Genomic DNA, 22,797 nt, shown 5'->3' with positions numbered 1-22,797 from the left:
CACAGCGGGCACCCTCTCACGAAGACACGTTCCGGTGAAGCATCGGCGCCGTCCGAAGTCGACCCCCGCGACACCAGTTCGGCTCAACGGCCCAACGAACCCTGAGCCATGTTGACAATCACCTTCTCGCCTTCGACCAACACCTCGTAGTCGACACCCTCGGACAGCCCGATGGTCAGCTCGCCGGTGCCGTGCGAGTTGTCGTTGACGACCGCGCTCTGCGCCAGCTCCTGGCCGAACTGCTCGGGTCCGGCGGTGCTGCGGTCCTGGTCGGCGATCTCCACGTAGACGTGCAGGAGCACCTTGCCGGTCATGCCTTCGACCGGCTCGCCGGAGCCGCCCCAGACCGGCGCCGTCTCGTTCAGCTCGTGCTTCATCACCTTCAGCCCGCTCGCGTTCGGCAGCTTGCTGAAGTCGAACACGACCCGCTCCTCGCTGCCGTGCACGCCGGCACGGATTTCCGGCTCGGCGGCGGAGGAGGTCAGGTTCGACGCGGCCCCGGACTGCACGGCGCCACCGGCCGAGGGGGCGGGAGCCGGCGCCGGGCCGCCCGTGGCGCATCCGGTCAGCGCCAGCGCGGACAGCGCGATCGAGCTGGTCGCCAAAATCAGCTTGGTGCGCATGGACATCGGTAGAACCTCTCGCCAGGGGAGCCTTTACCCCTAAAGACGCACTGCGCCGCACGAGGTTCCGAACCGCATCAAACTGATCTTCCGGACAGCTCACACCCGATCGCCAACCCGGAGATCACCAACGACAAATCCACTGTGGAGGATCCGGGTCGGCAGTCACGAATCCACAGTGGATAGTTCAGTACGGCTTCAAATCCCCTGCGGTCGGGCCGACTTCCAGTTGGAAGTCCCCGCCGTGGCGGTCGGTACCGGCGATTACCGCCCGCTCCAGCACCTGCGCGCCCTTCTCGCCGCGCTGCATCAGCGGGTCCTCGCGCAGGTCCTTCATCAGCGCCACGCACAGCAGCACCATCACCACCGCGAACGGCGCCGACGCCAGGAAGGTCAGGTTCTGGATGCCGCTGAGCGCGTTCTCCCCACCGATGATGAGCATGATCGCGGCCACCGCACCCGTCGCCGCGCCCCAGAACACCACCATCCACCGCTTCGGCTCGATCGAACCACGCTGCGACAGCGTGCCCATCACCACCGACGCCGCGTCCGCGCCGGAGACGAAGAAGATCGCGACCAGGACCATCACCAGCACCGTGGTGATCACCGACAGCGGCAGCGTCTCCAGCACCCGGAAGGTCTGCGCCTCCTCGCCGCCGCTGCGGAACACGTCGACGCCGCTCTGCTGCACCCGGATCGAGCTGCCGCCGAAGATCGCGAACCACACCAGGCTCACCGCGCTGGGCACCAGGATCACGCCGGCGACGAACTGCCGGATCGTGCGGCCGCGGCTGATCCGCGCGATGAACATGCCGACGAACGGCGTCCACGAGATCCACCACGCCCAGTAGAAGATCGTCCAGCTGGACAACCAGTCGTTCATCGCCGCACCGCCGGTGGCGCCGGACCGGGAGGCCATCTCGCCGAAGTCCCTCAGGTAGGCGCCGATCGAGGTGGGCAGCAGGTTGAGGACGAACACCGTCGGGCCGACCACGAACACGAAGATCGCCAGCAGCGCGGCCAGCACCATGTTGATGTTGGACATCCACTGGATGCCCTTGGCCACGCCCGACACCGCCGAGAAGATGAAGCAGATCGTCAGCACCAAGATGATCAGCACCAGCACCGTGTTTCCGGCGCCGTTGATCCAGCCGGCCGACTGCATGCCGCTCTGGATCTGCAGCGTCCCCAGCCCAAGCGAGGCCGCCGAGCCGAACAGCGTCGCGAACAACGCGAGGATGTCGATCAGCTTACCGATCGGGCCCTCCGCGCCGCGCTTGCCGATCAGCGGCGTGAACACCGCGCTGATCAGCTGCTTGCGACCGCGCCGGAAGCTGCAGTACGCGATGGACAGCCCCACGACGGCGTAGATCGACCACGGGTGCAGCGTCCAGTGGAACAGCGACGTCGCCATCGCGGTCTCCACCGCCGCCTCGCTCAGCGGTTCCACGGTGCCGGGCGGCGGTTCGGCGAAGTGGGCCAGCGGTTCTGCGACGCCGAAGAACATCAGGCCGATGCCCATGCCGGCGCTGAACATCATCGCGATCCACGACACGGTGCGGAATTCCGGCTGCTCGCCGTCCTGCCCAAGCGGGATCGCGCCGTAGCGGCTGATCGCCAGCCACAGCGCGAACACCACGAACCCGGTCGCGGCGAGCACGAAGCCCCAGCCGATGTTGGTCACCAGCCAGGACAGCGCGGCGGACGAGACCCGCGCCAGCGAATCGGTGGAAAACACGCCCCAGCAGACGAAGAAGATCGTGATCGCGGCGGTGACCCCGAAGATCACGAAGTCGGTGCGGGCCGAGTGCTCGGCGGCGAACGCGGCGGGCGACTGCGGTATGCCCGCCTTCTCAGGTTCCGAGGCCTTCCTGTTCATGGTCCTCCGCCTCCTCGTCACGCACTGCGAAGCCGGGTTAACGGTCACGCCGGGTCGGTATCTCGGCAACTCAGAAGCACGACGTCCCGGCTGGTCAGCCCCCGTGAGCACTTTCAGGTGCTATGACACCCAAAAGCGCTCACGGTTTCACGGGAGCGGTGGTGAGGTCCTCCAGGAACTTGGCGCACCAGTCCAGCAGCGCCTCGTCGCGCAGCGGCGGTGCGCCCATCCGGCCTCCTGCCGCGCCTTCCGTCGGGCGCGGCACCGACACCGTGCGGACCGCGGGCTTGTACAACGCCTTCGGATACAGGCGCTTGAGCCGGACCTGCTTCGAGTCCGGCAGCTCCAGCGGCGCCACCCGCAACGAAGCGCCCTGCAACGTCGCCTCCCTGACCCCGTGCTCCCGGCAGACCTGCCGGAACCGGGCCACCTTCAGCAGCCGCTCCACCGGCTCCGGCAATGGCCCGTAGCGGTCGACGAGCTCGGCGCGCACCGCGTCCAGCGCCTCGACGTCGACGGCCGCCGCGAGCTTGCGGTATGCCTCCAGCCGCAGCCGCTCCCCCGGCACGTAGTCGTGCGGGATGTGCGCGTCGATTGGCAGGTCGACCCGGACCTCGGTGAGCTCCTCCTCGGTCTCCCCCGGCTCCGCGCCCGCGTGCCGCCGGAACGCATCGACCGCCTCGCCGACCAACCGCACGTACAGGTCGAAGCCGACGCCCGCGATGTGCCCGGACTGCTCGGCGCCGAGGATGTTGCCCGCGCCGCGGATCTCCAGGTCCTTCATCGCGACCGCCATGCCCGCGCCGAGCTCGGAGTTCTGCGCGATGGTCGCCAGCCGGTCGTGCGCCATGTCGGTCAGCGGCTTCTCCGGCGGGTAGAGGAAGTAGGCGTAGCCGCGCTCGCGGGCCCGCCCGACGCGGCCGCGCAGCTGGTGCAGCTGGGCGAGGCCGAGCAGGTCGGAGCGATCCACGATCAGCGTGTTGGCGTTGGAGATGTCCAACCCGGTCTCGACGATCGTGGTGCACACCAGCACGTCGTGCTCGCGCTCCCAGAACCCCTGGATGATCTTCTCCAGCCGGTCCTCGTTCATCTGCCCGTGCGCGGTGACGATCCGCGCCTCCGGCACCAGTTCCCGCAGCTGGCGCGCGACCTTCTCGATGTCGTGCACCCGGTTGTGCACGAAGAACACCTGGCCGTCGCGCAGCAGCTCGCGCCGGATCGCGGCGGCGACCTGCTTCTGGTCGTACGCGCCGACGTAGGTCAGGATCGGGTGTCGCTCCTCCGGCGGGGTGAGGATCGTCGACATCTCCCGGATGCCGGCCATGCTCATCTCCAGCGTCCGCGGGATCGGCGTCGCGGACATCGTCAGCACGTCCACGTGCGTGCGCAGGGCCTTGATGTGTTCCTTGTGCTCGACGCCGAAGCGCTGCTCCTCGTCGACGATCACCAGGCCCAGGTCCTTGTACCGGATCCCGGTCTGCAGCAGCCGGTGCGTGCCGATCACGATGTCGACCGAGCCGTCGGCCAGGCCCTGGATGGTCTCCTCGGACTCCATCTGGTCGGTGAACCGGGACAGCCCCTTCACGGTCACCGGGAACGACCGCATCCGGTCGGTGAAGGTGTTCAGGTGCTGCTGGGCGAGCAGCGTGGTCGGCACCAGCACGGCGACCTGCTTGCCGTCCTGCACCGCCTTGAACGCCGCGCGCACCGCGATCTCGGTCTTGCCGTAGCCGACGTCGCCGCAGATCACCCGGTCCATCGGCACCGGGCGCTGCATGTCGGCCTTCACCTCGTCGATGGCGGCCATCTGGTCGCCGGTCTCGGTGTAGGGGAAGGCGTCCTCCAGCTCCCGCTGCCACGGGGTGTCCGCGCCGAAGGCGTGCCCGGGCGAGGACTGCCGGGCCGCGTACAGCTGCACCAGCTCGGCGGCGATCTCCTTGACCGCCTTGCGGGCCTTGGCCTTGGTGTTCTTCCAGTCCGAGCCGCCGAGCTTGTTCAGCGTCGGCACCTCGCCACCGACGTAGCGGGTGACCTCGTCGAGCTGGTCGGTCGGCACGAACAGCCGGTCTCCGGGCTGGCCGCGCTTGCTCGCCGCGTACTCCAGCACCAGGTACTCACGGGTCGCGCCGCCGACAGTGCGCTGCACCATCTCGACGTACTTACCGATGCCGTGCTGCTCGTGCACCACGAAGTCGCCGGTCTTGAGCGCCAGCGGGTCGACCGCGTTACGCCGCCGCGACGGCATCCGGCGCATGTCCTTCGTGGACGTTCCGCCCCGGCCGCCGGTCAGGTCGGCCTCGGTGAGCACCACCAGTGCGACCTCGGGCGCGGCGAAGCCGTCCTCCAGGCCGCCGCGGACCACCGTCACAACGCCGGATTCCGGCTCCGCCGCCAGCCCGTCCTCCGCCAACCGCGCGGGCAGCTCCGCTTCGCGCAGCTGCTGCACGGCGCGCTGCGCGGTGCCCGCACCGGCCACCACCAGCACCGCCGCACCGCCTGCGGCGGTGTGCGCGCGCAGGTCGGCGAAGGCGCGCTCGATTTCGCCGTGGTAGGCGTCAACCGGCTTGAGAACGAGCCGGATAACCTCGTCGTCCTCGCCTTCCTCGCTGGTCAGCTGGGTCAGCGGCCACCACGGCAGGCCGATCGAGACGGTGTGCTCGGCGACCTCGGCCAGCCTGCGGTAGGCCGACGCGCCCAGATCGATGGGTGCTTTGCCGCCGTCGGCGGCGACCATCCAGGAGGCCTCCAGGAACTCCTGGCCGGTGCGCACCAGGTCGGCGGCCCGCGCGTGGATCTTCTCCGGGTCGGCGAGCAGCACGTGCGTGCCCGCCGGGACCAGATCGGTCAGCAGCCGCATCTCTCCTTCGCACAGCGCTGGGATCAGCGCCTCCATGCCTTCGACCGGCGCGCCCGAGGCGATCTTCTCCAGCATCTCGGCGAGGTGGGTGTCGGTCTGGTGCTGCTCGGCGAGCTTCGCGGCGCGCTCGGCGACCTGCTCGGTGATCAGCAACTCCCGGCAGGCCGGGGCGAACAGCTCGGTGCTCGGCGCGTCCGGTAGCGAGCGCTGGTCGGCGACGGCGAACGGGCGGATCTCGGTGACCTCGTCGCCCCAGAATTCGACCCGCAGCGGGTGTTCCTCGGTCGGCGGGAACACGTCGACGATGCCGCCGCGCACCGCGAACTCGCCGCGCTTCTCGACCATGTCGACGCGGTCGTAGGCCAACTCCGCGAGCCGCTCGACCAGTTCCTGGAAGTCGTGCTCGATGCCGACCGCGAGCCGCACCGGGGCCAGCTCGCCCAACCCGGGCGCGATCGGCTGGATCAGGCTGCGCACCGTCGTCACCAGCACCTGGATGGCGCCGTGCGCATGCTCCTCGGGGTGCGCGAGGCGGCGCAGCACCGACAGCCGCCGGCCGACGGTGTCGGCGCGGGGCGAAAGCCGTTCGTGCGGCAGGGTTTCCCAGGACGGGAACACCTCGATTCGGGCCGGACCCAGCAGGTCCGACAGCGCCGCCGCGGCTTCTTCCGCTTCCCGGCCGGTGGCGGTTACCAGCAGCACCGGCCGCCCGCCGCCGCCCTCGGCGGCCAGCGACCCCGCGGTCAGCGACCGGGCCGCCGGGGGGCCTTCCAGCACCAGGCGCGGCCGCCCGGCCGCCGCCACGACCCGCCGGATGGCTGGATCGCGCAGCACGATTTCGAGCAGTCCGCGCAGGGGACCGGCCTGGCTCATGGAGCTACCTCGCAGCAAGACATGGCGAATGCGGGCACACCCCTGCCCGGGACCAACGCCAACACCGGGAGGGGCATCGGGTTCCAGACTACGACCCGGGTGCGACACGAACGCGATGGCCCGAACGGACCACAGGCGGATGTCACACTGTGCGCATGCTGCCGCGCCGGTCCGCCGCGTTCGCCCTGCTGCTGCCGCTGATCAGCGGCTTGATCGGGTGCACCGGCGCGGACAGCACCGATCGGCCCGCACCGGCGAGCACGGCGGCCCCGGCACCGTCGGCGCTGCGCGTCGAGATCGTCGCGGCCGGGCTGGAACACCCCTGGGACATCGGGTTCCTGCCGGACGGCACCACGCTGGTCAGCCAGCGCCCCGGCAGGCTCGCGCTGCTCGCCGATCACCGACCGGGCGCGCTGGTGCGGCCGGTGCGGGCGGACTTCGGCGACGTGCTCGCGGAAGGCGAGGGCGGACTGATGGGCCTGCTGGTGCACCCGTCGTTCGCCGCCAACCGGCGGTTCCTCACCTGCCAGACGCACCAGGAGAACGGCACGCCCGTGGACATCCGGCTGATCACCTGGCGGCTGTCCGAGGACGGCTCGCGCGCGGATCGGGTCGGGAATCTGCTCACCGGACTGCCGGTGAACCGCAGCGGACGGCACTCCGGCTGCCGGCTGGCGCTGGCCGAAGACGGAGCGCTGCTGGTGAGCACCGGGGACACGGCGCGGCCCGCGATCGCGCAGGACCGCGGCTCGCTCGGCGGCAAGGTGCTGCGGGTGAACATCGACACCGGCGCTCCCCTGCCGGACAACCCGTTCATCGCCTCGCCGAACCCGAGCGAGCGGTTGCTCTACACCTACGGGCACCGCAACCCGCAGGGCGTCGCGCCGCGGCCCGGTGGTCAGGTGTTCGTCGCGGAGCACGGGCCGGACGTCGACGACGAGATCAACCTGCTGCGGCCGGGCGGGAACTACGGCTGGGACCCGTCGCGCGGCGGCACCGAATCCTCTTACGACGAGTCGGTGCCGATGACCGATCTGCGCCGGTTCCCGGACGCCGTCAAAGCGGTCTGGTCGTCGGGAGACCGAACGGAAGCCGTTTGTGCCGCGACGTTCCTGATCGGTCCGCAGTGGAAGCGCTTCGACGGGATGCTGGCGGTCACGGCGCTGAAGGGCCGCAAGCTGCTGCTGTTCGGGGTCCAGCCGGACGGCTCGGTCCACCAGGTCGAGATCCCGCCCGAACTCGACGACACCCACGGCCGGCTCCGAGCCGCCCGCCAAGGCCCCGACGGTGCCCTCTACATCACCACGTCCAACGGCACCGACGACAAGGTCCTCCGCATCACGGCATCCTGAACGCAAGTTCCCGGCGTCCTGAACCGCAAGTTCCATGGAAATCGGACCTTCGATTTCAATGGAACTTGCGGCCCTCCGGCGCGTCAGCCCCCGACACGCCGGCAGCTGTGGACAACTTCCGCAATTTCAAATGGAAATCGGACCTTCGATTTCAATGGAACTTGCGGGAGAACAAGCGCACCGGGGCGTCTGGGTGGGGTCGGTGGTGGGTCACTTCGTCGAGAGGCGGGGTTTGTGCTCCAGGTGGGACAGGCCGTTCCAGGCGAGGTTCACCAGGTGCGCGGCGACCTCTTCCTTCTTCGGCTTGCGCGCCTCCAGCCACCACTGGCCGGTCAGCGCCACCATGCCCACCAGCGCCTGGCTGTACAGCGGGGCGAGCTTCGAGTCGTAGCCCCGCGCGCTGAACTGCAGGGCGAGGATGTGCTCGACCTGGCTCGCGATGTCGTTGAGCAGGCTGGAGAACGTGCCGCTGTTGCTGGCCACCGGCGAATCCCGCACCAGCACCCGGAAACCGTCGGTGTTGTTGTCGATGTAGTCCAGCAGCGCCCGCGCCGCTTGCTCCAGCAGCTTCCGGGGATGTCCCGCGGACAGGGCGGAGACGACCAGGTCCAGCAGGTTGCGCATCTCGCGGTCGACCACCACCGCGTAGACGCCTTCCTTGCCGCCGAAGTGCTCGTAGACGACCGGCTTGGACACCCCGGCGCGGTGCGCGATCTCCTCGATCGACGTGCCGTCGAAGCCCTTCTCCGCGAACAAGGCCCGGGCCACGTCCAGCAGCTGCTGCCGGCGTTCCTTGCCCGTCATCCTGACCCGTGCGGTGCGTCCCTTCGGTCGCGCCTCCGGTTCGGGCGCAGTCCGCCCGCGTCGCCGTGATACCACTCACACAACCCTAAGGTGCGGGGCCGGCACCGAACTGCTGGCCCGATGAAAAGTGCCCGCGCGACCACCGCCGCGCGGGCACTGCTGAAGCCGGGCGGTCAGCCCTTGTACTCGGTGACCGAGATGCGGGCCAGCCGCTTCTCGTTGGACCAGCGGACGTTCCAGGCCCAGCCGAGCTTCTCGAAGATCCAGATCACCCGCGCCGAGATGTCGATCTGGCCGCGCAGCACTCCGTGCCGGGCGCAGGTCGGGTCGGCGTGGTGCAGGTTGTGCCACGACTCGCCGAAGGACAGGATCGCCAGCGGCCAGAAGTTCGCCGCCTTGTCCCGGCTCTTGAACGGCCGCTCGCCGATCATGTGGCAGATCGAGTTCACCGACCAGGTCACGTGGTGCAGGAAGGACACCCGGACCAGCCCGGCCCAGAAGAACGCGGTGAACGCGCCCCACAGCGACCAGGTGAACAGCCCGCCCAGCACACCGGGAAGCACGAGGCTGAGGGCCGTCCACAGCGGGAACAGCCGGTTGACCTTCACCAGCGCTTCGTCCTTGAGCAGGTCCGGCGCGAAGCGGTCCTCGTTGGTCAGGTCGCGCTCGAACAGCCAACCCATGTGCGCATGCCAGAAGCCCTTCGCCAGCGCGGCGGGCGAGCTGCCGAAGCGCCACGGCGAGTGTGGGTCGCCCTCGCGGTCGGAGAAGGCGTGGTGCCGGCGGTGGTCGGCGACCCAGGTGATCGCCGGGCCCTGCACGGCAATCATGCCGAAGATCGCCAACGCGATCTTGACGCCGTGCTTGGCCTTGAACGACCCGTGCGTGAAGTACCGGTGGAAACCGACCGTCACACCAAGTCCCGACGCAACGTAGAAGACCAGCGCCAAGCCGATGTCGACCCAGCCGAGGCCCCAGCCCCAGGCCGCCGGCACCGCCAGCACGAGAGCAAGGAACGGCACCAGGACGAACACGTACACCGCCAGCTGCGCCACCCAGGGTCGGGTGCCCGCGGTCAGCGGCTTCGGCCCGGACTCCGCGCGGGCCTCTGTAGGGGCAACGCGCTCGGTTGCTGCGGTCATACTCAATACCTCGAATGGCGTTGGGGAGGTGGGAAAACTGCGGTCAGCGCCGGGCATCACGGCCCCGCAACACCTCCACCCTACGGGACCGTAACCTACGCAAGCGTAAGTTCTTTGATGCCGAATCGTCACCCCCCAGCGCCAAAATTGCGGCGTGTCGCACCCGCCCGGGCGTGTCCGAATCGCCTTGTTCACCCGAACAGCGGTGATCTTGAACGCAACCCGGCGACAGCTCGGTGCGTCACATACACGTGCCTGCCCTCGACGAAACCCGCGAGCCGACCAGCCCGACGCCGACCCGGCAGCCGGGGCATGCCACGATGTCGGCGGGGTACAACCGCCTGTCAGCCCGGGCCGGTAAGCTCGGGCAGCGGTGCCAGGAGTCACATGCCGGCACTGCGGGACAACAGCACCCGATCCGCCGTGGTGTAAAGGCAGCACCTCGGATTTTGGTTCCGATGGTCCAGGTTCGAATCCTGGCGGCGGAGCGAGCGGTCCCCCCAGGTCCGATGCGGCGCGCGGCCGGCAACACCGCGCAGCGCGCCGCGCGGGCTGCCGGGGTGGAATGGTGAACAGGGGGTGTGCGCCGCTGCGCGACGACACGACCGCCGTGCGCGATGACCCGGTGGCCACGCTGAGCGAGGTGTCCGACGCGTGGCTGGTGGGACGCGCACGCGAACTCAACGCAGTCGGCCAGCACAGCGACACTGCCAGTCAGCGCGGCACCATCCGCGAAGCCGACAACCTGCTCGCCGAGGCCCAGCGACGCGGCGAACCGCGCATCGTCGGCCAACTCCTGCGGCACTGTGCCTCGATGCGGCTGGTGACGCCCGGCCTCGTCGACAGCGCCGACCCACTGCTCGACGAGCTTCTCACGCACACCCGGCGACACGGACTGGATGTCCTGCTGGCCGATGCGCACGCGCTGCGCAGCCGACGCGCGCTGCTCGGCGGCAGCGAGGACAACGCACTCACCGAGGTCGCGCACGGCCTGGCGATGCTCGACGACGAGCTGGTCCCGGACCGCACGCTGGGCCGCCGGTCGTGGGAGCGACTGCTGGCCACCTCGCTGATCGACATCGGCCTGGTCCTCACCCAGCTCGGCGTCTACGAGACGGCCGACGAGGTGATGACCCGCGCCCACCAGCGGATCCGGGAGAGCGGCGGCCCGCACGAGATCGCGGTGCACATGATCAACCGGTGCCGGATGCTGCTGGGCTGGGGGCTGCGGCTGGAGCGCATCGGCCAGCACGCGGAGGCGACCGCTCGGTTCACCACCGCGTCGGCGATCGCGGTCGCGGTGGAGGGCCCGTGGCGCGAGTCGCTGTTCCCCCGGGTGTCCGACCGCCCCGCCGCCGAGCAGGTGCCGGTGCTCGGCGCCGCCCACGCGCTGGCGCAGCCGCACGTGGAGCACATCAAGCGGCTCGAGGTGCTGCGCGCCCTGGACCGGGCGATCCACCCGCGGGAGAAGATCATCGTCGCGATCGCGCTGTCCCGGTGCCTGACCCGCGCGGACCTCGGCGAAGAAGCGGTGCGTGTGCTGTCGGACACCCGTGAGGAAACGGCCAGCGACACGTCGGAGCCGACACTGCGCATCTCGCTGGCCCGCGAGTACGCGCAGCTGATCGAAGTCGGCACCGGAGGTGCCCACGACGCGCTGCGGGACTACGCGCTGGAGCTGGAAACCGAGCTGTGGACGATGCGCCAGGCCCGACTGTCCACTTTGGTCACCAGGTTGGAGAACTCCCGGCTGATCCACAGGCACGACGCGATCACCAGGCAGGCCCTGCAGGACCCGCTCACCGGCCTGTCGAACCGCCGCGCACTGGACGACCGGCTGGAGACGCTGCTCAACGCGCCCGATGCGCAGCCGCTGGCGGTGGCGCTGGTCGACCTCGATGGGTTCAAGGGCGTCAACGACCGCTGCTCGCACGCGGAGGGCGACGACGTGCTGCGCACCGTCGCGATGACCCTGCGCGACACCCTGCGCACCGATGACTTCGTGGCCCGCTACGGCGGTGACGAGTTCGTCGTGCTGCTGCCTGGCGCGGCCCTCGGCGCCGCGGAGGCTGCGCTGCAGCGCACCGCCGAGGCGGTCGACCGGCTGCCCGGCGAGCGCTCGCGCGGCGTGACCCTGTCGATCGGCGTCGTCGCGATGCGCCCGCAGGAATCGGCCGCGCAGGTGCTGGCGCGCGCGGATGCCGCGATGTACCAGGCGAAGCGCGACGGCGGCAACCGCGTCTGGGCGTTCTCCGGCGTGACCAACGACCCACCGGACACACCGGCCGAAGATCACTCGGTGTGGATCCCCCCGGACGCCGTCTGACTCGTTCGAATGGTGAGTGAGGGCCCCTTCAACCGGCGTAGTCGACCGGAGGGTCCCTCGCCCATGTCAGATTCCCTGGTTCATCAGGCGTGTGATCGGCCACAACGGGCAGCGCCGCGGGGGCTCCGCAAGTGCAGGGAAGATCACAAAGCCGCAGCTAGAGGGCTGACTCCGCACACGGAATACCGCCGGTCAGCGGTACCATCACACCCGCCGGACAGGCGCGCAGGGGCACCGGAGCCGAGGGGGCGGCGGGCCGGTTACCCTTCACCCGCTTGGACGCAACAGGCATTGTCGGCCCGACGGCTGATCGACGCCGCCGAGCCGCTTCTAGAGATCAAGGGAGAGCGCTGATGCTCCAGGGCGACACCGCCCAGCCCTCCTCCCGCAGCGATGCGTCTCCGGAAATCGTCAGCACGATCGTGCTCGCCGCTGGCGAGGGCACCAGGATGCGATCGGCGACGCCGAAGGTGCTGCACCGGCTCGCGGGCAGGCCCCTGGTCGAACACGCCGTGCGCGCTGCGGCCGGTGTCGACCCCGATGCGTTGGTGGTCGTGCTGGGGCACGGCCGCGACGCCGTCGCTGAGCACCTGAAAGGCCTGGCCGGCGTTCTCGACCGCCCGATCGGCACCGCGGTGCAGGAAGAGCAGCTCGGCACCGGGCACGCGGTCTCGTGCGGACTCTCCGACCTGGCCGACGGCCTCACCGGCACGGTGCTGGTCAGCTACGGCGACGTGCCGCTGCTCGACAGCGACACCCTGCGCGCCCTGCTCGCCGAGCACCGCGACTCCGGCAACGCCGTCACCGTGCTGACCGCGGTGGTCGACGAGCCGACCGGCTACGGCCGGATGCTGCGCGACGCCGACGGCCGGGTGACCGGCATCGTCGAGCAGAAGGACGCCACTCCCGAGCAGACGGAGATCACCGAGATCAACTCCGGGGTCTACGCCTTCGACGCGGAAGTGCTCACCGACGCGCTCAAGCGGCTGTCCACCGACAACGCCCAGGGCGAGCTCTACTTGACCGACGTCCTGTCGATCGCGCGCGACGACGGCCGCCCGGTCGGCGCCCTGGTCTGCGCCGACCCGTGGCTGGTGGAAGGCATCAACGACCGGGTGCAGCTGGCCCGCCTCGGCGCCGAGCTCAACCGCAGGCTGCTGCTGCGCTGGATGCGCGCGGGCGTCACGATCATCGACCCGAACTCGGTGTGGCTGGACTGCGACGTGGTGCTGGAGCGCGACGTCCTGCTGGAGCCGGGAGTGCAGCTGCGCGGCGGCACCACCGTCGGCGAGGGCGCGACCGTCGGCCCCGACACCACGCTCACCGGCTGCGTGATCCACCCCGGCGCCTCCGTGGTGCGCACCCAGGGCGAGGGCGCCGAGATCGGACCGGACGCCAAGGTCGGGCCGTTTGCCTTCCTGCGCCCCGGCACCCGGCTCGGCACGAACGGCAAGATCGGCACCTTCGTCGAGACCAAGAACGCCGCGATCGGCGACGGCACCAAGGTGCCGCACCTGAGCTACGTGGGCGACGCGACGATCGGCGAGCAAAGCAACATCGGCGCCGCCACGGTCTTCGTCAACTACGACGGGGTGGCCAAGCACCACACCGTGATCGGATCACACGCCCGGACCGGCGCGGACAACATGTTCGTCGCCCCGGTCGAGATCGGCGACGGCGCCTACACCGCCGCCGGCTCCGTGATCACCCAAGATGTCCCGCCAGGGGCGATGGCGGTCGCCCGCGGGAAGCAACGCAACGTCGAAGGCTGGGTCGCCAGACGCCGCCCCGGCACCGCCGCAGACCAGGCCTCGCAACAGGCTTTGTCGAAAGCAGAACCAACCACCAATCCGACGAACGACGCCCGATGATGGACGTCTTACGGGGAGGGACGATGACCGTGAGTGCCATGTCTGCGACCCCGAAGAAGAGCCTCAAGCTCTTCTCCGGTAGCAGTCACCCGGAACTGGCCGAGGAGGTGGCCAAGCAGCTTGACGTAACGGTCACGCCCCAGAGTGCCTACAAGTTCGCCAACGGCGAGATCTTCGTGCGCTACGACGAGTCGGTGCGCGGCTGCGACGCCTTCGTCATCCAGTCGCACTGCAACCCGCTCAACGACGCCATCATGGAACAGCTGATCATGGTGGACGCGCTCAAGCGGGCCAGCGCCAAGCGCATCACCGTGGTCATGCCGTTCTACGGCTACGCGCGCCAGGACAAGAAGCACAAGGGTCGCGAGCCGATCTCGGCGCGGCTGATGGCAGACCTGTTCAAGACCGCCGGCGCGGACCGGATCATGGCGGTGGACCTGCACACCGACCAGATCCAGGGCTTCTTCGACGGCCCGGTGGACCACCTGATGGCCCAGAAGCTGCTGGCCAGCTACATCCGCGACACCTACGCGGGCGACCAGATCACCGTGGTTTCCCCCGACTCCGGCCGGGTCCGGGTGGCGGAGAAGTGGGCCGATGACCTCGGCGGCACGCCGCTGGCGTTCATCCACAAGACCCGCGATCCCAGCAAGCCCAACCAGGTGGTCGCCAACCGCGTCGTCGGTGACGTCGAGGGCCGGCTGTGCGTGCTGGTCGACGACATGATCGACACCGGCGGCACCATCACCAAGGCCACCGAGCAGCTGCTGGCGGCCGGCGCGAAGGACGTCATCATCGCCGCCACCCATGCCGTGCTGTCCGGCCCGGCGGTGGAGCGGCTGTCGTCCTGCGGCGCGAAGGAGGTCGTGCTGACCAACACGCTGCCGATCCCGGAGGAGCGCCGGTTCCCGAACCTCACGGTCCTGTCGATCGCCCCGCTGGTCGCGGAGGCCATTCACCAGGTCTTCGAGGACGGCTCCGTCACCAGCCTCTTCGACGGCCGCGCCTGACCGAGCGAGGTCGAACGGCCACGAACCACGAGCGGCCCCGGTCCACTTCGGACCGGGGCCGCTCGCTGCCTCAAGGCGCCGCAATTTCCATTGAAATTGGACCTTCGATTTCAATGGAAATTGCGTGGGGATCCGATGGAAATTGCGTGGGGTCAGATGGTAATGACGACCTCGTCGTAGTCGAGGCGGGGCAGGCGGTCGAACCAGGGGTTCTCGCCCGGCTTGCCGATGTTCACGACCACCAGCGACTGCCGCTTGCCCTCCGGGAAGAACTCCGCGTTGATCCCGGCCGCGTCGAACCCGGTCATCGGGCCCGCGGCCAGCCCCGCGGCGCGCACGCCGAGGATGAAGTACGCGATCTGCAGGCTCGCGTTGAGGTTCGCGTGGTTCAGGCGGAGCTCGTCGTTGGCCGCGAACATGTCCTTCACGCCTTCCGCGTGCGGGAACACCTGCGGCAGTTTCTCGTGGAAGTCGGTGTCGGCGGCCAGGATCGCCACCAGCGGGGCCTTCTCGGTCTTGGCCCGGTTGCCCTCCATCAGGTGCGGCAGCAGCCGCTGCCGGCTCTCCTCGGAGCGCACCAGCACGATCCGCAGCGGCTGCTGGTTCATCGACGTCGGGGCCCACTTGACCAGGTCGTAGATTGCCTGGACCTGCTCGTCGGTGACGGGCTCGTCGCTGAAGCTGTTGGCTGTGCGGGCGTCGCGGAACAGCAGGTCCTGGGCGTCCGCGCCGAGCACCAACTGCTCGGTCTGGTCGATCGCGGTCATGAACTAACTCCTGGAGCCGTCGGGTGGGATCGGGGGGCTCGCACCGGACGGCGCGAGCCCCCAATCTCAACATTATTGATCCTTCAAGTATTTCAGTACCGGCTTTCTGTGACTGGAATCACCGATCCCGAGGCTGCTCAGTAGCCGACCGTGAAGCGCTGCCGCCGGTGCGTGGGCCTCTCCAGCTCGTCGACGAACGCGATCGCGTAGTCGTCGCCGCTGATCGAGGAGTCGCCGTCCGCATCGGTCACCAGCACGTCGCCGCCGAGCCGGTAGGACCCGGTCCGCTCGCCCGGAGCGTGGGCACCGAAGTTCGCCGCAGGACTGACGTAGAACCAGTCCACCCCGGCGGGCGCCTCCTGGAGCGCCGCGAGCACCTCCGCGTGCGCGCCCGCCTCCGGCTTGAACTCCTCCGGGAATTCCGGGGTGTCGATCAACCGCGGGCCGCCATCGACGACCCTCAGGCTGCCGGCACCGCCGACCACGCCGATCCGCAGGCCGCGCCGCGCGGCCGCGGCGAACAGCGTTGGCACCGCGTCGAACAGCTTCGTGCCGTCGGGCATCGGCCGCCCCGGGATCGCCACGATCAGCGCGTCCGCACCCGCAGTCGCGTCGAGCACGAACTTCTCGTCGTGCAGCGAGCCCGCCTCCTTCGGCTCGGCCAACGACTCGACGTGCCGCGCCACGCCGACCACCTCGTGCCCGCGCTGCCGCGCTTCCCGCAGGATCTTGCCGCCGGCGAAGCCGGTGGCGCCGAACAGGACCAGTCTCATCGCATCCTCCTTCTGTGCTGGTCACCGACGCTAACCATTAGTTACTGGTGACTTCAACGTGCGCTGAGTTCCTGGCGGTAACCATCGAGCTCGGACGCCCGCACCGAAACCCGGGAGCGACCTGAACCGGGTGGGGTCACCCATGCGAAAACGACTGTGCAAGCACCGTTTAGACTATTCAGGTTGCCTCGGCGAGGTCGGGACGTTCGCCCGGCGTGATCGGCGCGGTGGCACGGTGGTCGCCGACCATTCGGTTGGCGCACTGATGTCGCTCACACCCCGGGTGCCCGTTCGGCACCGCGTCGTAATCACGCCAGTAGCGCGCCCCACCGCCGCAGGCCAGCGACCAATTCACGTTCCGCCCGACGTCATGAGGAGTGCACCACCGTGTCCGAGGTACGTATCGCCGTCGAGCAGCGCACCGAGTTCGGCAAGGGGGCGGCCCGCCGCACCCGCCGCGCCGGCAAGATCCCCGCGGTGCTCTACGGTCATGGCTCCGACCCGAAGCACCTGTCCCTGCCCTCCGTGGAATTCGCCCGCGCGATCCGCGAGAACGGGCACAACGCGGTGCTGACGCTTGATGTGTCCGGTGGCGACAGCGAGCTCGCGCTCACCAAGACCATCACCACGCACCCGATCAAGAACTACATCGAGCACGTCGACCTGCTGCTGGTCAAGCGCGGCGAGAAGGTCACCGTCGCGGTTCCGGTCGTGCTCTCCGGCGAGGCCGGCCCCGGCGGCCTGGTCAGCCAGGAGATCACCGTGGTCGAGATCGAGGCCGAGGCGCTGCACATCCCCGAGCAGCTTGAGCTGTCGATCGCCGGTGCCGAAATCGGCACCCAGTTCCACGCCTCCGACATCCAGCTGCCCGCGGGCGTGACCCTGCAGGCAGACCCCGAGGCCCTGGTCGTCAACGTCACCGAAGCCGCCGCGGCGATGGCCGAAGAGGCCCCCGCCGAGGCCGCCGAGGGCGAGGCCGAAGGGGCCTGAGCCCCCGACGTCGGGCGCACCGCGCGCTGTCCCCCGAACTGAGCGGGACAGCGCGCCGCGTGCCATCTAGAGCAGGAGACTTCTTCCCGTGAGCACTCCGGACTCGGTCGCGCTGATCGTCGGGCTCGGCAATCCCGGTCCGCGCTACGCCGGAAACCGGCACAACATCGGTTTCCTTGTCGCCGACGAGCTCGCCGACCGGATCGGCGGGAAGTTCAAGGCGCACAAGGCCGGTGCCGAGGTCGTCGAGGGACGGCTGGCTGGCGCGCGCGCCGTGCTGGTCAAGCCGCGCTCGTTCATGAACCTCTCCGGCGGCCCGGTGGCCGGCGCGGTGAAGTTCTACAAGGCGCCGCCGGAATCCCTGACCGTGATCCACGACGAGCTCGACCTGCCGTTCGGCACCATCCGGCTCAAGCGCGGTGGCGGCGAGAACGGCCACAACGGGCTGCGCTCGATCAGCAAGTCCCTGGGCACCCGCGACTACGTGCGGGTCCGCTTCGGCATCGGTCGCCCGCCCGGCCGGATGGACCCTGCCGACTATGTCCTGAAGGACTTCTCCGGGACGGAGCGCAAGGAGCTCGCCTACTTCATCGACGTCTGCGCGGACGCGGTGGAAGCTGTGGTCACCAAGGGCCTCGAAGCCGCCCAGAACCAGTTCCACTAACACCCGGAACGGCGATTTCACACGAAAACGCCGCCCCCCTGCCTGCTCCCAGATCACTGCGCCCCGCTTCAATGGGTGGATCTTTCCGCATGAAGGGCACCTTCGTCCCGCGCGGAGGTGCTGGCGCGCCACGGTATCCTAGATGATTGATTCCGTGAAGATCACGTGAAGGGAGGGGTCGGTAAGTGGGTAGCGGAGAAGGGTGTTCAAGATCAATGTGTGAATAAAGAACTAAACACCCTCCCGACTGCACTCTACGTGCTCGTCGACGACCACGTTGTTCCCGCCCGCACAGGGACTCGGACGCTCGCGACGACCTCTGGGCGTCGTTCGTGCGTCGGGCTTCCCAGCAGATTCGGCAGGGTGCTCTCCGCGAGCCAGCGCGCGGTGCCCTCGCGTCCCGCTCGATCCGCGACCGTGAGGCGGTTGGCACGCTGCACGTCGTTGTCGGCGACAGCCCTGGTGTCGACGAGAAACAGACCCGCGACCCGTTGCGGCGCGGCCCGCAGCACCGCCATCGCGACGGAGCCGCCCATCGAGCATCCGACCCGACCAGGACGACCTGCGGCAGCTCCAACCGGTTCAGCAGGGCCAGGATGTCGGCGGCCGCGACTTTCCGCTACCAACCCCGCGTGCCGCCGGGGCGAAGGTCGCCACCTGGCCGTGAGTGATTTTGGGCGCCATAGCACCGAAAAACGCTCACGGGCCTTGGTCCTGCACCGCGCACACCCAACCATCCGATGTGGACCGCACGACCGGCTGCCCAAGACGTCGCGACCGCTTCCGCCGGCGGTGCGGCGCGGAGCCCGGAATCAATCATCTAGATGATTGATTCCGTGAAGATCATGTGAAGTGGCCCCGAGTCGAGGGCATGAGCGGAGCGAGTCAAAGATCAATGTGTGATAGCAAAGAACTGGACACCCTCCTGACCGCACTCTATGTGCTGATCGACGATCACGTTGTCCCGCCCCGAGCGGGACGCGGCCGCCGCCCCTTACTCACTGACAGTGAGCTGCTGACCTTGGCGGTTGCCCAAGTGTGTCGCCTGCCAGGTTGATGGGACCGCCCTGAGCGGATTTCTGCCAAGGGGATGGGGCCACCCTGGTTGCCAATAGTGGGACCACCCGGCGTGTCGTCGGGGGTGGTCACCCGACGTCCATTTTGGATCATTTCAAGTCGGTCGACTTGGAGGTCCGTTGGCATGGCATTCCGGGAGGCCAGAGTGATCGAAGTACGCGAGGTGCTGCGGGCGTGGCTGTCGGGGGCGGGTCTGCGGGTGGTGGCCGAGCGGGCCGGCGTGGACCGGAAAACGGCCCGACGCTATGTGGAGGCCGCCCAAGAGGCGGGGCTGACCCGCGATGGCGGGGACGACCAGTTGACCGACGGGCTACTCGGCGAGGTGGTCGAGCGGGTCCGTCCGGTCCGCCCCAGCGGGCGCGGGGGCTCCTGGCAGGTTCTGGAGGCCCAGCGCGAACAGATCACCGAGTGGGTCGCCGCCGGGCTGTCGGTGGTCAAGGTCGGGGTGAAGCTGGAGCGGATCGGCGTGGTGGTGCCGTATCGGACGCTGCACCGGTTCTGCGTTGAGCGTTGCGGATTCGGCCGCACGGCAACGACAACGCGACTGGCCGATGGTGAGCCCGGCGCTGAGCTGCAGATCGACTTCGCCCGTATGGGGCTGGTCAACGACGCGGCGCGGGGCCGTCGTCGGGTCTGCCACGCGCTGATCCTCACCGCCGTGTTCTCCCGGCACATGTTCGTGTGGTTGACCTTCTCCCTGAAGCTGGACGCGGTGATCTCGGGCTGTGAGGCCGCATGGGCCTACTTCGGCGGGGTGTTCAAGGTCGTCATCCCGGACAACATGGCCGCGATCGTCGCCGACGCCGACCCGGTCAATCCGCGCTTCACCGCTGGGTGGCTGGACTACGCCCAGCATTGCGGCTTCGGAACAGACGCCACCCGTGTTCGCCATCCTCGTGACAAGCCGAGGGTCGAGCGGATGGTTCAGTACGTGCGCGGGAATTTCTTTGCGGGAGAGTCGTTTCTGGACCTGGCCGACGCCCAAACCCGCGCTCGATCGTGGTGTTCGACCACGGCCGGGCAACGCATGCACGGCACCATCCAGGCCCGCCCGCTGGAAGTGTTCACCGAGGCTGAGGCGCCGGCATTGCTCGCGTTGCCCGACAAGGCCTACGACGTCCCGATCTTCACGAAAGTCAAAGTGCACAAGGACTTCCACGTCGAGATAGCCAAGGCTCTCTACTCCGCCCCGTCGCAACTGGTGGGGCAGCGGCTGGAGGTGCGCGCGGACTCCGTGCTGGTCAAGCTGTTCCACCACGGCCGGCTGGTGAAAGTCCATCCTCGGCAGCGGCCCGGTGGGCGGTGGACCGATCCGGCCGACCTGCCCTCGCAGACCTCCGGCTACGCGATGCGCGATCTCGACTCGCTGGTGCGCGCCGCCCGCCGCCACGGCCACCACGTCGGCATCTACGCCGAACGGCTACTGCGGGTCGATCTGCCGTGGACCAGGATGCGGCAGGCCTACCGGTTGTTGGGCCTGGTGCGCCGCTACGGGCCCGGCCCGGTCGAGACGGCCTGCGCCAAGGCCCTGGAGGTTGACGTGGTGTCGGTGTCCAAGATCGCCTCGATGCTGGAAAAGGCCATCGAGACCACCCCGACGCTCAGTCCGCGCCAGGCGGCCGGAGGCCCGACCCGGTTCGCCCGTGACCCGTCCGAGTTCTCCAACCGGCGGCTGATCGTGCTGCGCGGCGGCCAGGACCCCGATCTCCCCGGCGTCGCCGGGGGTTGTGAACACGACAGCAGCGAACAGGACGGAGAACCCCAGTGACCACACCAAAAACCAACGGAAGGGCCACCTCCAAGGCGGCCCCGGCCGCGCCGGCGGTGATCGGCCCGGAACTCAAGCAGGCCCTGCGGACCCTCAAGCTCGGCCGGATGCTCGACACCCTTCCCGACCGGCTTTCCCTGGCCCGCCAACAACAATTCACCCACGTTGACTTCCTCGAACTCGTCCTGGCCGACGAGGTGGCACGGCGAGAGAACACCTCCGCCGGGCTGCGCGCCCGCGCCGCCGGTTTGGACCCGTCGATGCGCCTGGACACCTGGGAGGAGACCGGGGCGGTCCGCTACGACCGGCAGCTGTGGAACGAGCTGGTCAGCCTGCGGTTCCTCGACGGCCCGCACGGCGCCCTGGTCCTGGGAGCGGTGGGCGTTGGAAAGACGCACCTGGCCACCGCGCTCGGGCATATCGCCGTCCGCCGGCGCCGCTCGGTGCACATGGCGCGGGCGGACAAGCTGTTCAAGCGGCTCAAGGCCGCCCGACTGGACAACTCCCTGGACGCCGAGATCCGCAAGCTGGCCGCCGTTGAGCTGCTGATCATCGACGACTTCGCCCTCAAACGACTGGACGCTACCGAGACCACCGACTTCTACGAGCTCTGCGTCGAGCGCCACCAGAAGGCATCGACGGTGATCACCAGCAACCGGGACGCCAGCGAGTGGCTGGCCATGATGGATGACCCCCTGCTGGCGCAGTCCGCGGTCGACCGGCTGACCTCCACCTGCCACGAACTCGTCGTCGAAGGCGAGTCCTACCGGCAGCGCCAACGCCCCCGGGCCAGCGGCGGCGACCACGCCTGAGTTGACGATCAGGGCATCGACACCGATGCTCGATGACAGCCACGGGTGGTCCCTTGCTCTTGGCAACTCGGTGGTCCCATCACGTCGGCAAGCGACACAAGTGCTGTTGCGATATCACGATGAGCGTCGCTGGATTCGGCATATCCACAGTGATCAGCAATGGCGTGCCCTGTTCCCGTATCTGCCACAGCAGTCCGCCAGGATACGAGTTCTACCCCCAGAGATGGAGCGTCATGGCCGGCCGCAACACAGAACTAGCGCCACCGACGCAACATCCGATGTCTTCCGTCCGACGCGACACGTCGACAGGCGACCGCGTGGCGCGCGGCGGAACGGTGGGGCCGGTTCGTTCCCCGGCCACGAAGACCGGCCCCGCCCCTAGGCGTGCATGAGAGTTTCGAATGACGGGAGTTCTTATGCCCGAGACACAGGCACAGCAGCGCTACTTCTGGCTGCCAGTACCGGACGAGTCCAGCGACTACGGCCTTGTACGGCATGCCTTCGCCGGTACCCGTCTACACGCGGGCCCAGCCGATGACTCGTTCTGCGGCAACACCTTCGCCTTGGCCAACTCATCCGAAATGGACCGGATTCACGCCAAAACGTGCCAGGAATGCAACGCGCTGCTCAAGGAAATGAAGGGGTGGCCGATATGACCTTTCCCCTGAGATGGCCGGACGGCACACCCGTCGGCCCCGGACCCGACAACGCGCCGACTCCTGAAGAGCACCTCCGGCTGTTCAACGAGTCGATCATCTGGACACGGATCAACCCACAGCTCAAAGACCGGATCCTCCAGCAGGCGAAACCCGATCCATAATCGAAAGACGCGTGGAGGAACTAGATGTTTAAGTGGCGCAAGTCTTCGCGCAGCGGTTCTCAGGAGTGCGTCGAAGTGGCGACGAATGTAGAGAACGTACGCGCTATCCGCGATAGCAAGGAACCCGGCGGGGCGCACTTGCGGTTTGATCCGGATAAATTCGCGGAATTCATGATGAACGTGAAGCGCGGACGATTCGACGCGTGATCAGATCCGATGCCCCGGCGCTCCCGCCGGGGCATCGTAGAGCGAGCCGACTCTCTCGGTCTAAAGATCCGGGCTTCACGCTCCGCGTGCACACCCATATGCTGCCGTTCTCGCCCAACCGGGCACGTGCCGGATCGACGACTTCTGCGCACAATTCACCGCCAACGATCAGCTCGCAGCCT

The 22,797-nt window shown here is 68.7% G+C and carries 19 protein-coding genes and 1 tRNA gene; 12 read left to right on the top strand and 8 right to left on the bottom strand.

Going from position 1 to position 22,797, the window contains the following annotated elements; genetic code table 11:
- Nucleotides 1-83: 83 nt before the first annotated feature.
- The 3 genes from FDZ84_RS15715 to mfd form a co-directional block, all read right to left on the bottom strand.
- The gene (locus tag FDZ84_RS15715) at nucleotides 84-629 is read right to left on the bottom strand and encodes a hypothetical protein (RefSeq protein WP_168586519.1); all 546 of its coding nucleotides are present in this window, start codon (nucleotides 627-629) and stop codon (nucleotides 84-86) included.
- Nucleotides 630-810: 181 nt separating this feature from the next.
- Nucleotides 811-2,502 carry a BCCT family transporter gene (locus FDZ84_RS15710; protein ID WP_168586518.1) on the bottom strand — a complete coding sequence of 564 codons (1,692 nt, stop codon included), beginning with the start codon at nucleotides 2,500-2,502 and terminating at the stop codon, nucleotides 811-813.
- Nucleotides 2,503-2,641: 139 nt separating this feature from the next.
- On the bottom strand, nucleotides 2,642-6,232 hold the full coding sequence (gene mfd / locus FDZ84_RS15705; protein WP_168586517.1) for a transcription-repair coupling factor: 3,591 nt from the start codon (nucleotides 6,230-6,232) through the stop codon (nucleotides 2,642-2,644).
- Between the two features lie 155 nt (nucleotides 6,233-6,387).
- On the opposite strand from mfd, the gene FDZ84_RS15700 reads away from it, so the two are divergent.
- Complete coding sequence (locus FDZ84_RS15700) at nucleotides 6,388-7,584, top strand: sorbosone dehydrogenase family protein (RefSeq protein WP_210435706.1); 1,197 nt, start codon at nucleotides 6,388-6,390, stop codon at nucleotides 7,582-7,584.
- Between the two features lie 210 nt (nucleotides 7,585-7,794).
- Here the strand turns inward: FDZ84_RS15700 and FDZ84_RS15695 are convergent, their stop codons facing one another.
- Together FDZ84_RS15695 and FDZ84_RS15690 are read right to left on the bottom strand one after the other, a co-directional pair.
- Nucleotides 7,795-8,388 (bottom strand): TetR/AcrR family transcriptional regulator, encoded by a 594-nt coding sequence (locus tag FDZ84_RS15695; protein ID WP_168586516.1) that lies wholly within the window; start codon nucleotides 8,386-8,388, stop codon nucleotides 7,795-7,797.
- Nucleotides 8,389-8,561: 173 nt separating this feature from the next.
- The gene (locus tag FDZ84_RS15690) at nucleotides 8,562-9,530 is read right to left on the bottom strand and encodes an acyl-CoA desaturase (RefSeq protein WP_168586515.1); all 969 of its coding nucleotides are present in this window, start codon (nucleotides 9,528-9,530) and stop codon (nucleotides 8,562-8,564) included.
- A 417-nt stretch (nucleotides 9,531-9,947) separates the two neighbouring features.
- Between FDZ84_RS15690 and FDZ84_RS15685 the strand changes: the two genes are divergently transcribed.
- The 4 genes from FDZ84_RS15685 (at nucleotide 9,948) to FDZ84_RS15670 (ending at nucleotide 14,737) form a co-directional block, all read left to right on the top strand.
- Nucleotides 9,948-10,018 (top strand) — tRNA-Gln (locus FDZ84_RS15685).
- Between the two features lie 77 nt (nucleotides 10,019-10,095).
- Entirely contained in the window at nucleotides 10,096-11,856 is a 1,761-nt protein-coding gene (locus FDZ84_RS15680) for a tetratricopeptide repeat-containing diguanylate cyclase (RefSeq protein ID WP_210435580.1), read from the top strand.
- 353 nt (nucleotides 11,857-12,209) lie between these two features.
- Nucleotides 12,210-13,727, top strand: a complete 1,518-nt coding sequence (gene glmU / locus FDZ84_RS15675) for a bifunctional UDP-N-acetylglucosamine diphosphorylase/glucosamine-1-phosphate N-acetyltransferase GlmU (protein WP_168586514.1) — start codon at nucleotides 12,210-12,212, stop codon at nucleotides 13,725-13,727.
- Between the two features lie 38 nt (nucleotides 13,728-13,765).
- Nucleotides 13,766-14,737: a ribose-phosphate diphosphokinase gene (locus tag FDZ84_RS15670; protein WP_223840360.1), complete on the top strand. Its 972-nt coding sequence runs from the start codon at nucleotides 13,766-13,768 to the stop codon at nucleotides 14,735-14,737.
- Nucleotides 14,738-14,889: 152 nt separating this feature from the next.
- Here FDZ84_RS15670 and FDZ84_RS15665 read toward each other — a convergent pair whose 3' ends face one another.
- Together FDZ84_RS15665 and FDZ84_RS15660 are read right to left on the bottom strand one after the other, a co-directional pair.
- A complete protein-coding gene (locus FDZ84_RS15665) occupies nucleotides 14,890-15,504 on the bottom strand; it encodes a malonic semialdehyde reductase (protein WP_168586512.1) in 615 nt (204 codons plus the stop codon).
- Between the two features lie 137 nt (nucleotides 15,505-15,641).
- Nucleotides 15,642-16,277, bottom strand: a complete 636-nt coding sequence (locus FDZ84_RS15660) for an NAD(P)-dependent oxidoreductase (protein ID WP_168586511.1) — start codon at nucleotides 16,275-16,277, stop codon at nucleotides 15,642-15,644.
- Nucleotides 16,278-16,664: 387 nt separating this feature from the next.
- Here FDZ84_RS15660 and FDZ84_RS15655 point away from each other — a divergent pair, with 387 nt between their 5' ends.
- Both FDZ84_RS15655 and pth read left to right on the top strand, forming a co-directional pair.
- Nucleotides 16,665-17,267 (top strand): 50S ribosomal protein L25/general stress protein Ctc, encoded by a 603-nt coding sequence (locus FDZ84_RS15655; RefSeq protein ID WP_168586510.1) that lies wholly within the window; start codon nucleotides 16,665-16,667, stop codon nucleotides 17,265-17,267.
- Nucleotides 17,268-17,355: 88 nt separating this feature from the next.
- Complete coding sequence (pth, locus tag FDZ84_RS15650; protein ID WP_168586509.1) at nucleotides 17,356-17,931, top strand: aminoacyl-tRNA hydrolase; 576 nt, start codon at nucleotides 17,356-17,358, stop codon at nucleotides 17,929-17,931.
- Between the two features lie 254 nt (nucleotides 17,932-18,185).
- Here the strand turns inward: pth and FDZ84_RS15645 are convergent, their stop codons facing one another.
- Nucleotides 18,186-18,467: an alpha/beta fold hydrolase gene (locus FDZ84_RS15645; protein ID WP_371812859.1), complete on the bottom strand. Its 282-nt coding sequence runs from the start codon at nucleotides 18,465-18,467 to the stop codon at nucleotides 18,186-18,188.
- Nucleotides 18,468-19,132: 665 nt separating this feature from the next.
- Between FDZ84_RS15645 and istA the strand changes: the two genes are divergently transcribed.
- From istA to FDZ84_RS15620, 5 genes are all read left to right on the top strand, one after another.
- On the top strand, nucleotides 19,133-20,776 hold the full coding sequence (gene istA / locus FDZ84_RS15640) for an IS21 family transposase (protein WP_246869033.1): 1,644 nt from the start codon (nucleotides 19,133-19,135) through the stop codon (nucleotides 20,774-20,776).
- Nucleotides 20,773-21,588 (top strand): IS21-like element helper ATPase IstB, encoded by an 816-nt coding sequence (gene istB / locus FDZ84_RS15635; protein WP_246869018.1) that lies wholly within the window; start codon nucleotides 20,773-20,775, stop codon nucleotides 21,586-21,588. Before istA ends, istB begins: the two co-directional genes overlap by 4 nt.
- 416 nt (nucleotides 21,589-22,004) lie before the next feature.
- Nucleotides 22,005-22,244, top strand: coding sequence for a hypothetical protein (locus FDZ84_RS15630; protein ID WP_168586508.1), 240 nt, complete (start codon nucleotides 22,005-22,007; stop codon nucleotides 22,242-22,244).
- Nucleotides 22,241-22,408 carry a hypothetical protein gene (locus FDZ84_RS15625; protein WP_168586507.1) on the top strand — a complete coding sequence of 56 codons (168 nt, stop codon included), beginning with the start codon at nucleotides 22,241-22,243 and terminating at the stop codon, nucleotides 22,406-22,408. Before FDZ84_RS15630 ends, FDZ84_RS15625 begins: the two co-directional genes overlap by 4 nt.
- Before the next feature lie 24 nt (nucleotides 22,409-22,432).
- Nucleotides 22,433-22,615, top strand: a complete 183-nt coding sequence (locus tag FDZ84_RS15620; RefSeq protein ID WP_168586506.1) for a DUF397 domain-containing protein — start codon at nucleotides 22,433-22,435, stop codon at nucleotides 22,613-22,615.
- The last annotated feature ends 182 nt before the right edge of the window (nucleotides 22,616-22,797 follow it).

Origin of the sequence: Saccharopolyspora sp. ASAGF58 (assembly GCF_012277335.1) — a bacterium.
GTDB classification, from domain to species: Bacteria; Actinomycetota; Actinomycetes; order Mycobacteriales; family Pseudonocardiaceae; genus Saccharopolyspora; species Saccharopolyspora hattusasensis.
The sequence above is the reverse complement of the archived record's forward strand: the minus strand, read 5'-3'. Positions and strand labels throughout refer to the sequence as shown.

Excerpts from the sequence above, each read along its gene's own strand:
- FDZ84_RS15715 (WP_168586519.1), bottom strand. The coding sequence starts at position 629 with ATGTCCATGCGCACCAAGCTGATTTTGGCGACCAGCTCGATCGCGCTG.
- FDZ84_RS15710 (WP_168586518.1), bottom strand. The coding sequence starts at position 2,502 with ATGAACAGGAAGGCCTCGGAACCTGAGAAGGCGGGCATACCGCAGTCG.
- mfd (WP_168586517.1), bottom strand. The coding sequence starts at position 6,232 with ATGAGCCAGGCCGGTCCCCTGCGCGGACTGCTCGAAATCGTGCTGCGC.
- FDZ84_RS15700 (WP_210435706.1), top strand. The coding sequence starts at position 6,388 with ATGCTGCCGCGCCGGTCCGCCGCGTTCGCCCTGCTGCTGCCGCTGATC.
- FDZ84_RS15695 (WP_168586516.1), bottom strand. The coding sequence starts at position 8,388 with ATGACGGGCAAGGAACGCCGGCAGCAGCTGCTGGACGTGGCCCGGGCC.
- FDZ84_RS15690 (WP_168586515.1), bottom strand. The coding sequence starts at position 9,530 with ATGACCGCAGCAACCGAGCGCGTTGCCCCTACAGAGGCCCGCGCGGAG.
- FDZ84_RS15680 (WP_210435580.1), top strand. The coding sequence starts at position 10,096 with ATGGTGAACAGGGGGTGTGCGCCGCTGCGCGACGACACGACCGCCGTG.
- glmU (WP_168586514.1), top strand. The coding sequence starts at position 12,210 with ATGCTCCAGGGCGACACCGCCCAGCCCTCCTCCCGCAGCGATGCGTCT.
- FDZ84_RS15670 (WP_223840360.1), top strand. The coding sequence starts at position 13,766 with ATGTCTGCGACCCCGAAGAAGAGCCTCAAGCTCTTCTCCGGTAGCAGT.
- FDZ84_RS15665 (WP_168586512.1), bottom strand. The coding sequence starts at position 15,504 with ATGACCGCGATCGACCAGACCGAGCAGTTGGTGCTCGGCGCGGACGCC.
- FDZ84_RS15660 (WP_168586511.1), bottom strand. The coding sequence starts at position 16,277 with ATGAGACTGGTCCTGTTCGGCGCCACCGGCTTCGCCGGCGGCAAGATC.
- FDZ84_RS15645 (WP_371812859.1), bottom strand. The coding sequence starts at position 18,467 with ATGGGCGGCTCCGTCGCGATGGCGGTGCTGCGGGCCGCGCCGCAACGG.
- istA (WP_246869033.1), top strand. The coding sequence starts at position 19,133 with ATGGCATTCCGGGAGGCCAGAGTGATCGAAGTACGCGAGGTGCTGCGG.
- FDZ84_RS15630 (WP_168586508.1), top strand. The coding sequence starts at position 22,005 with ATGCCCGAGACACAGGCACAGCAGCGCTACTTCTGGCTGCCAGTACCG.
- FDZ84_RS15625 (WP_168586507.1), top strand. The coding sequence starts at position 22,241 with ATGACCTTTCCCCTGAGATGGCCGGACGGCACACCCGTCGGCCCCGGA.
- FDZ84_RS15620 (WP_168586506.1), top strand. The coding sequence starts at position 22,433 with ATGTTTAAGTGGCGCAAGTCTTCGCGCAGCGGTTCTCAGGAGTGCGTC.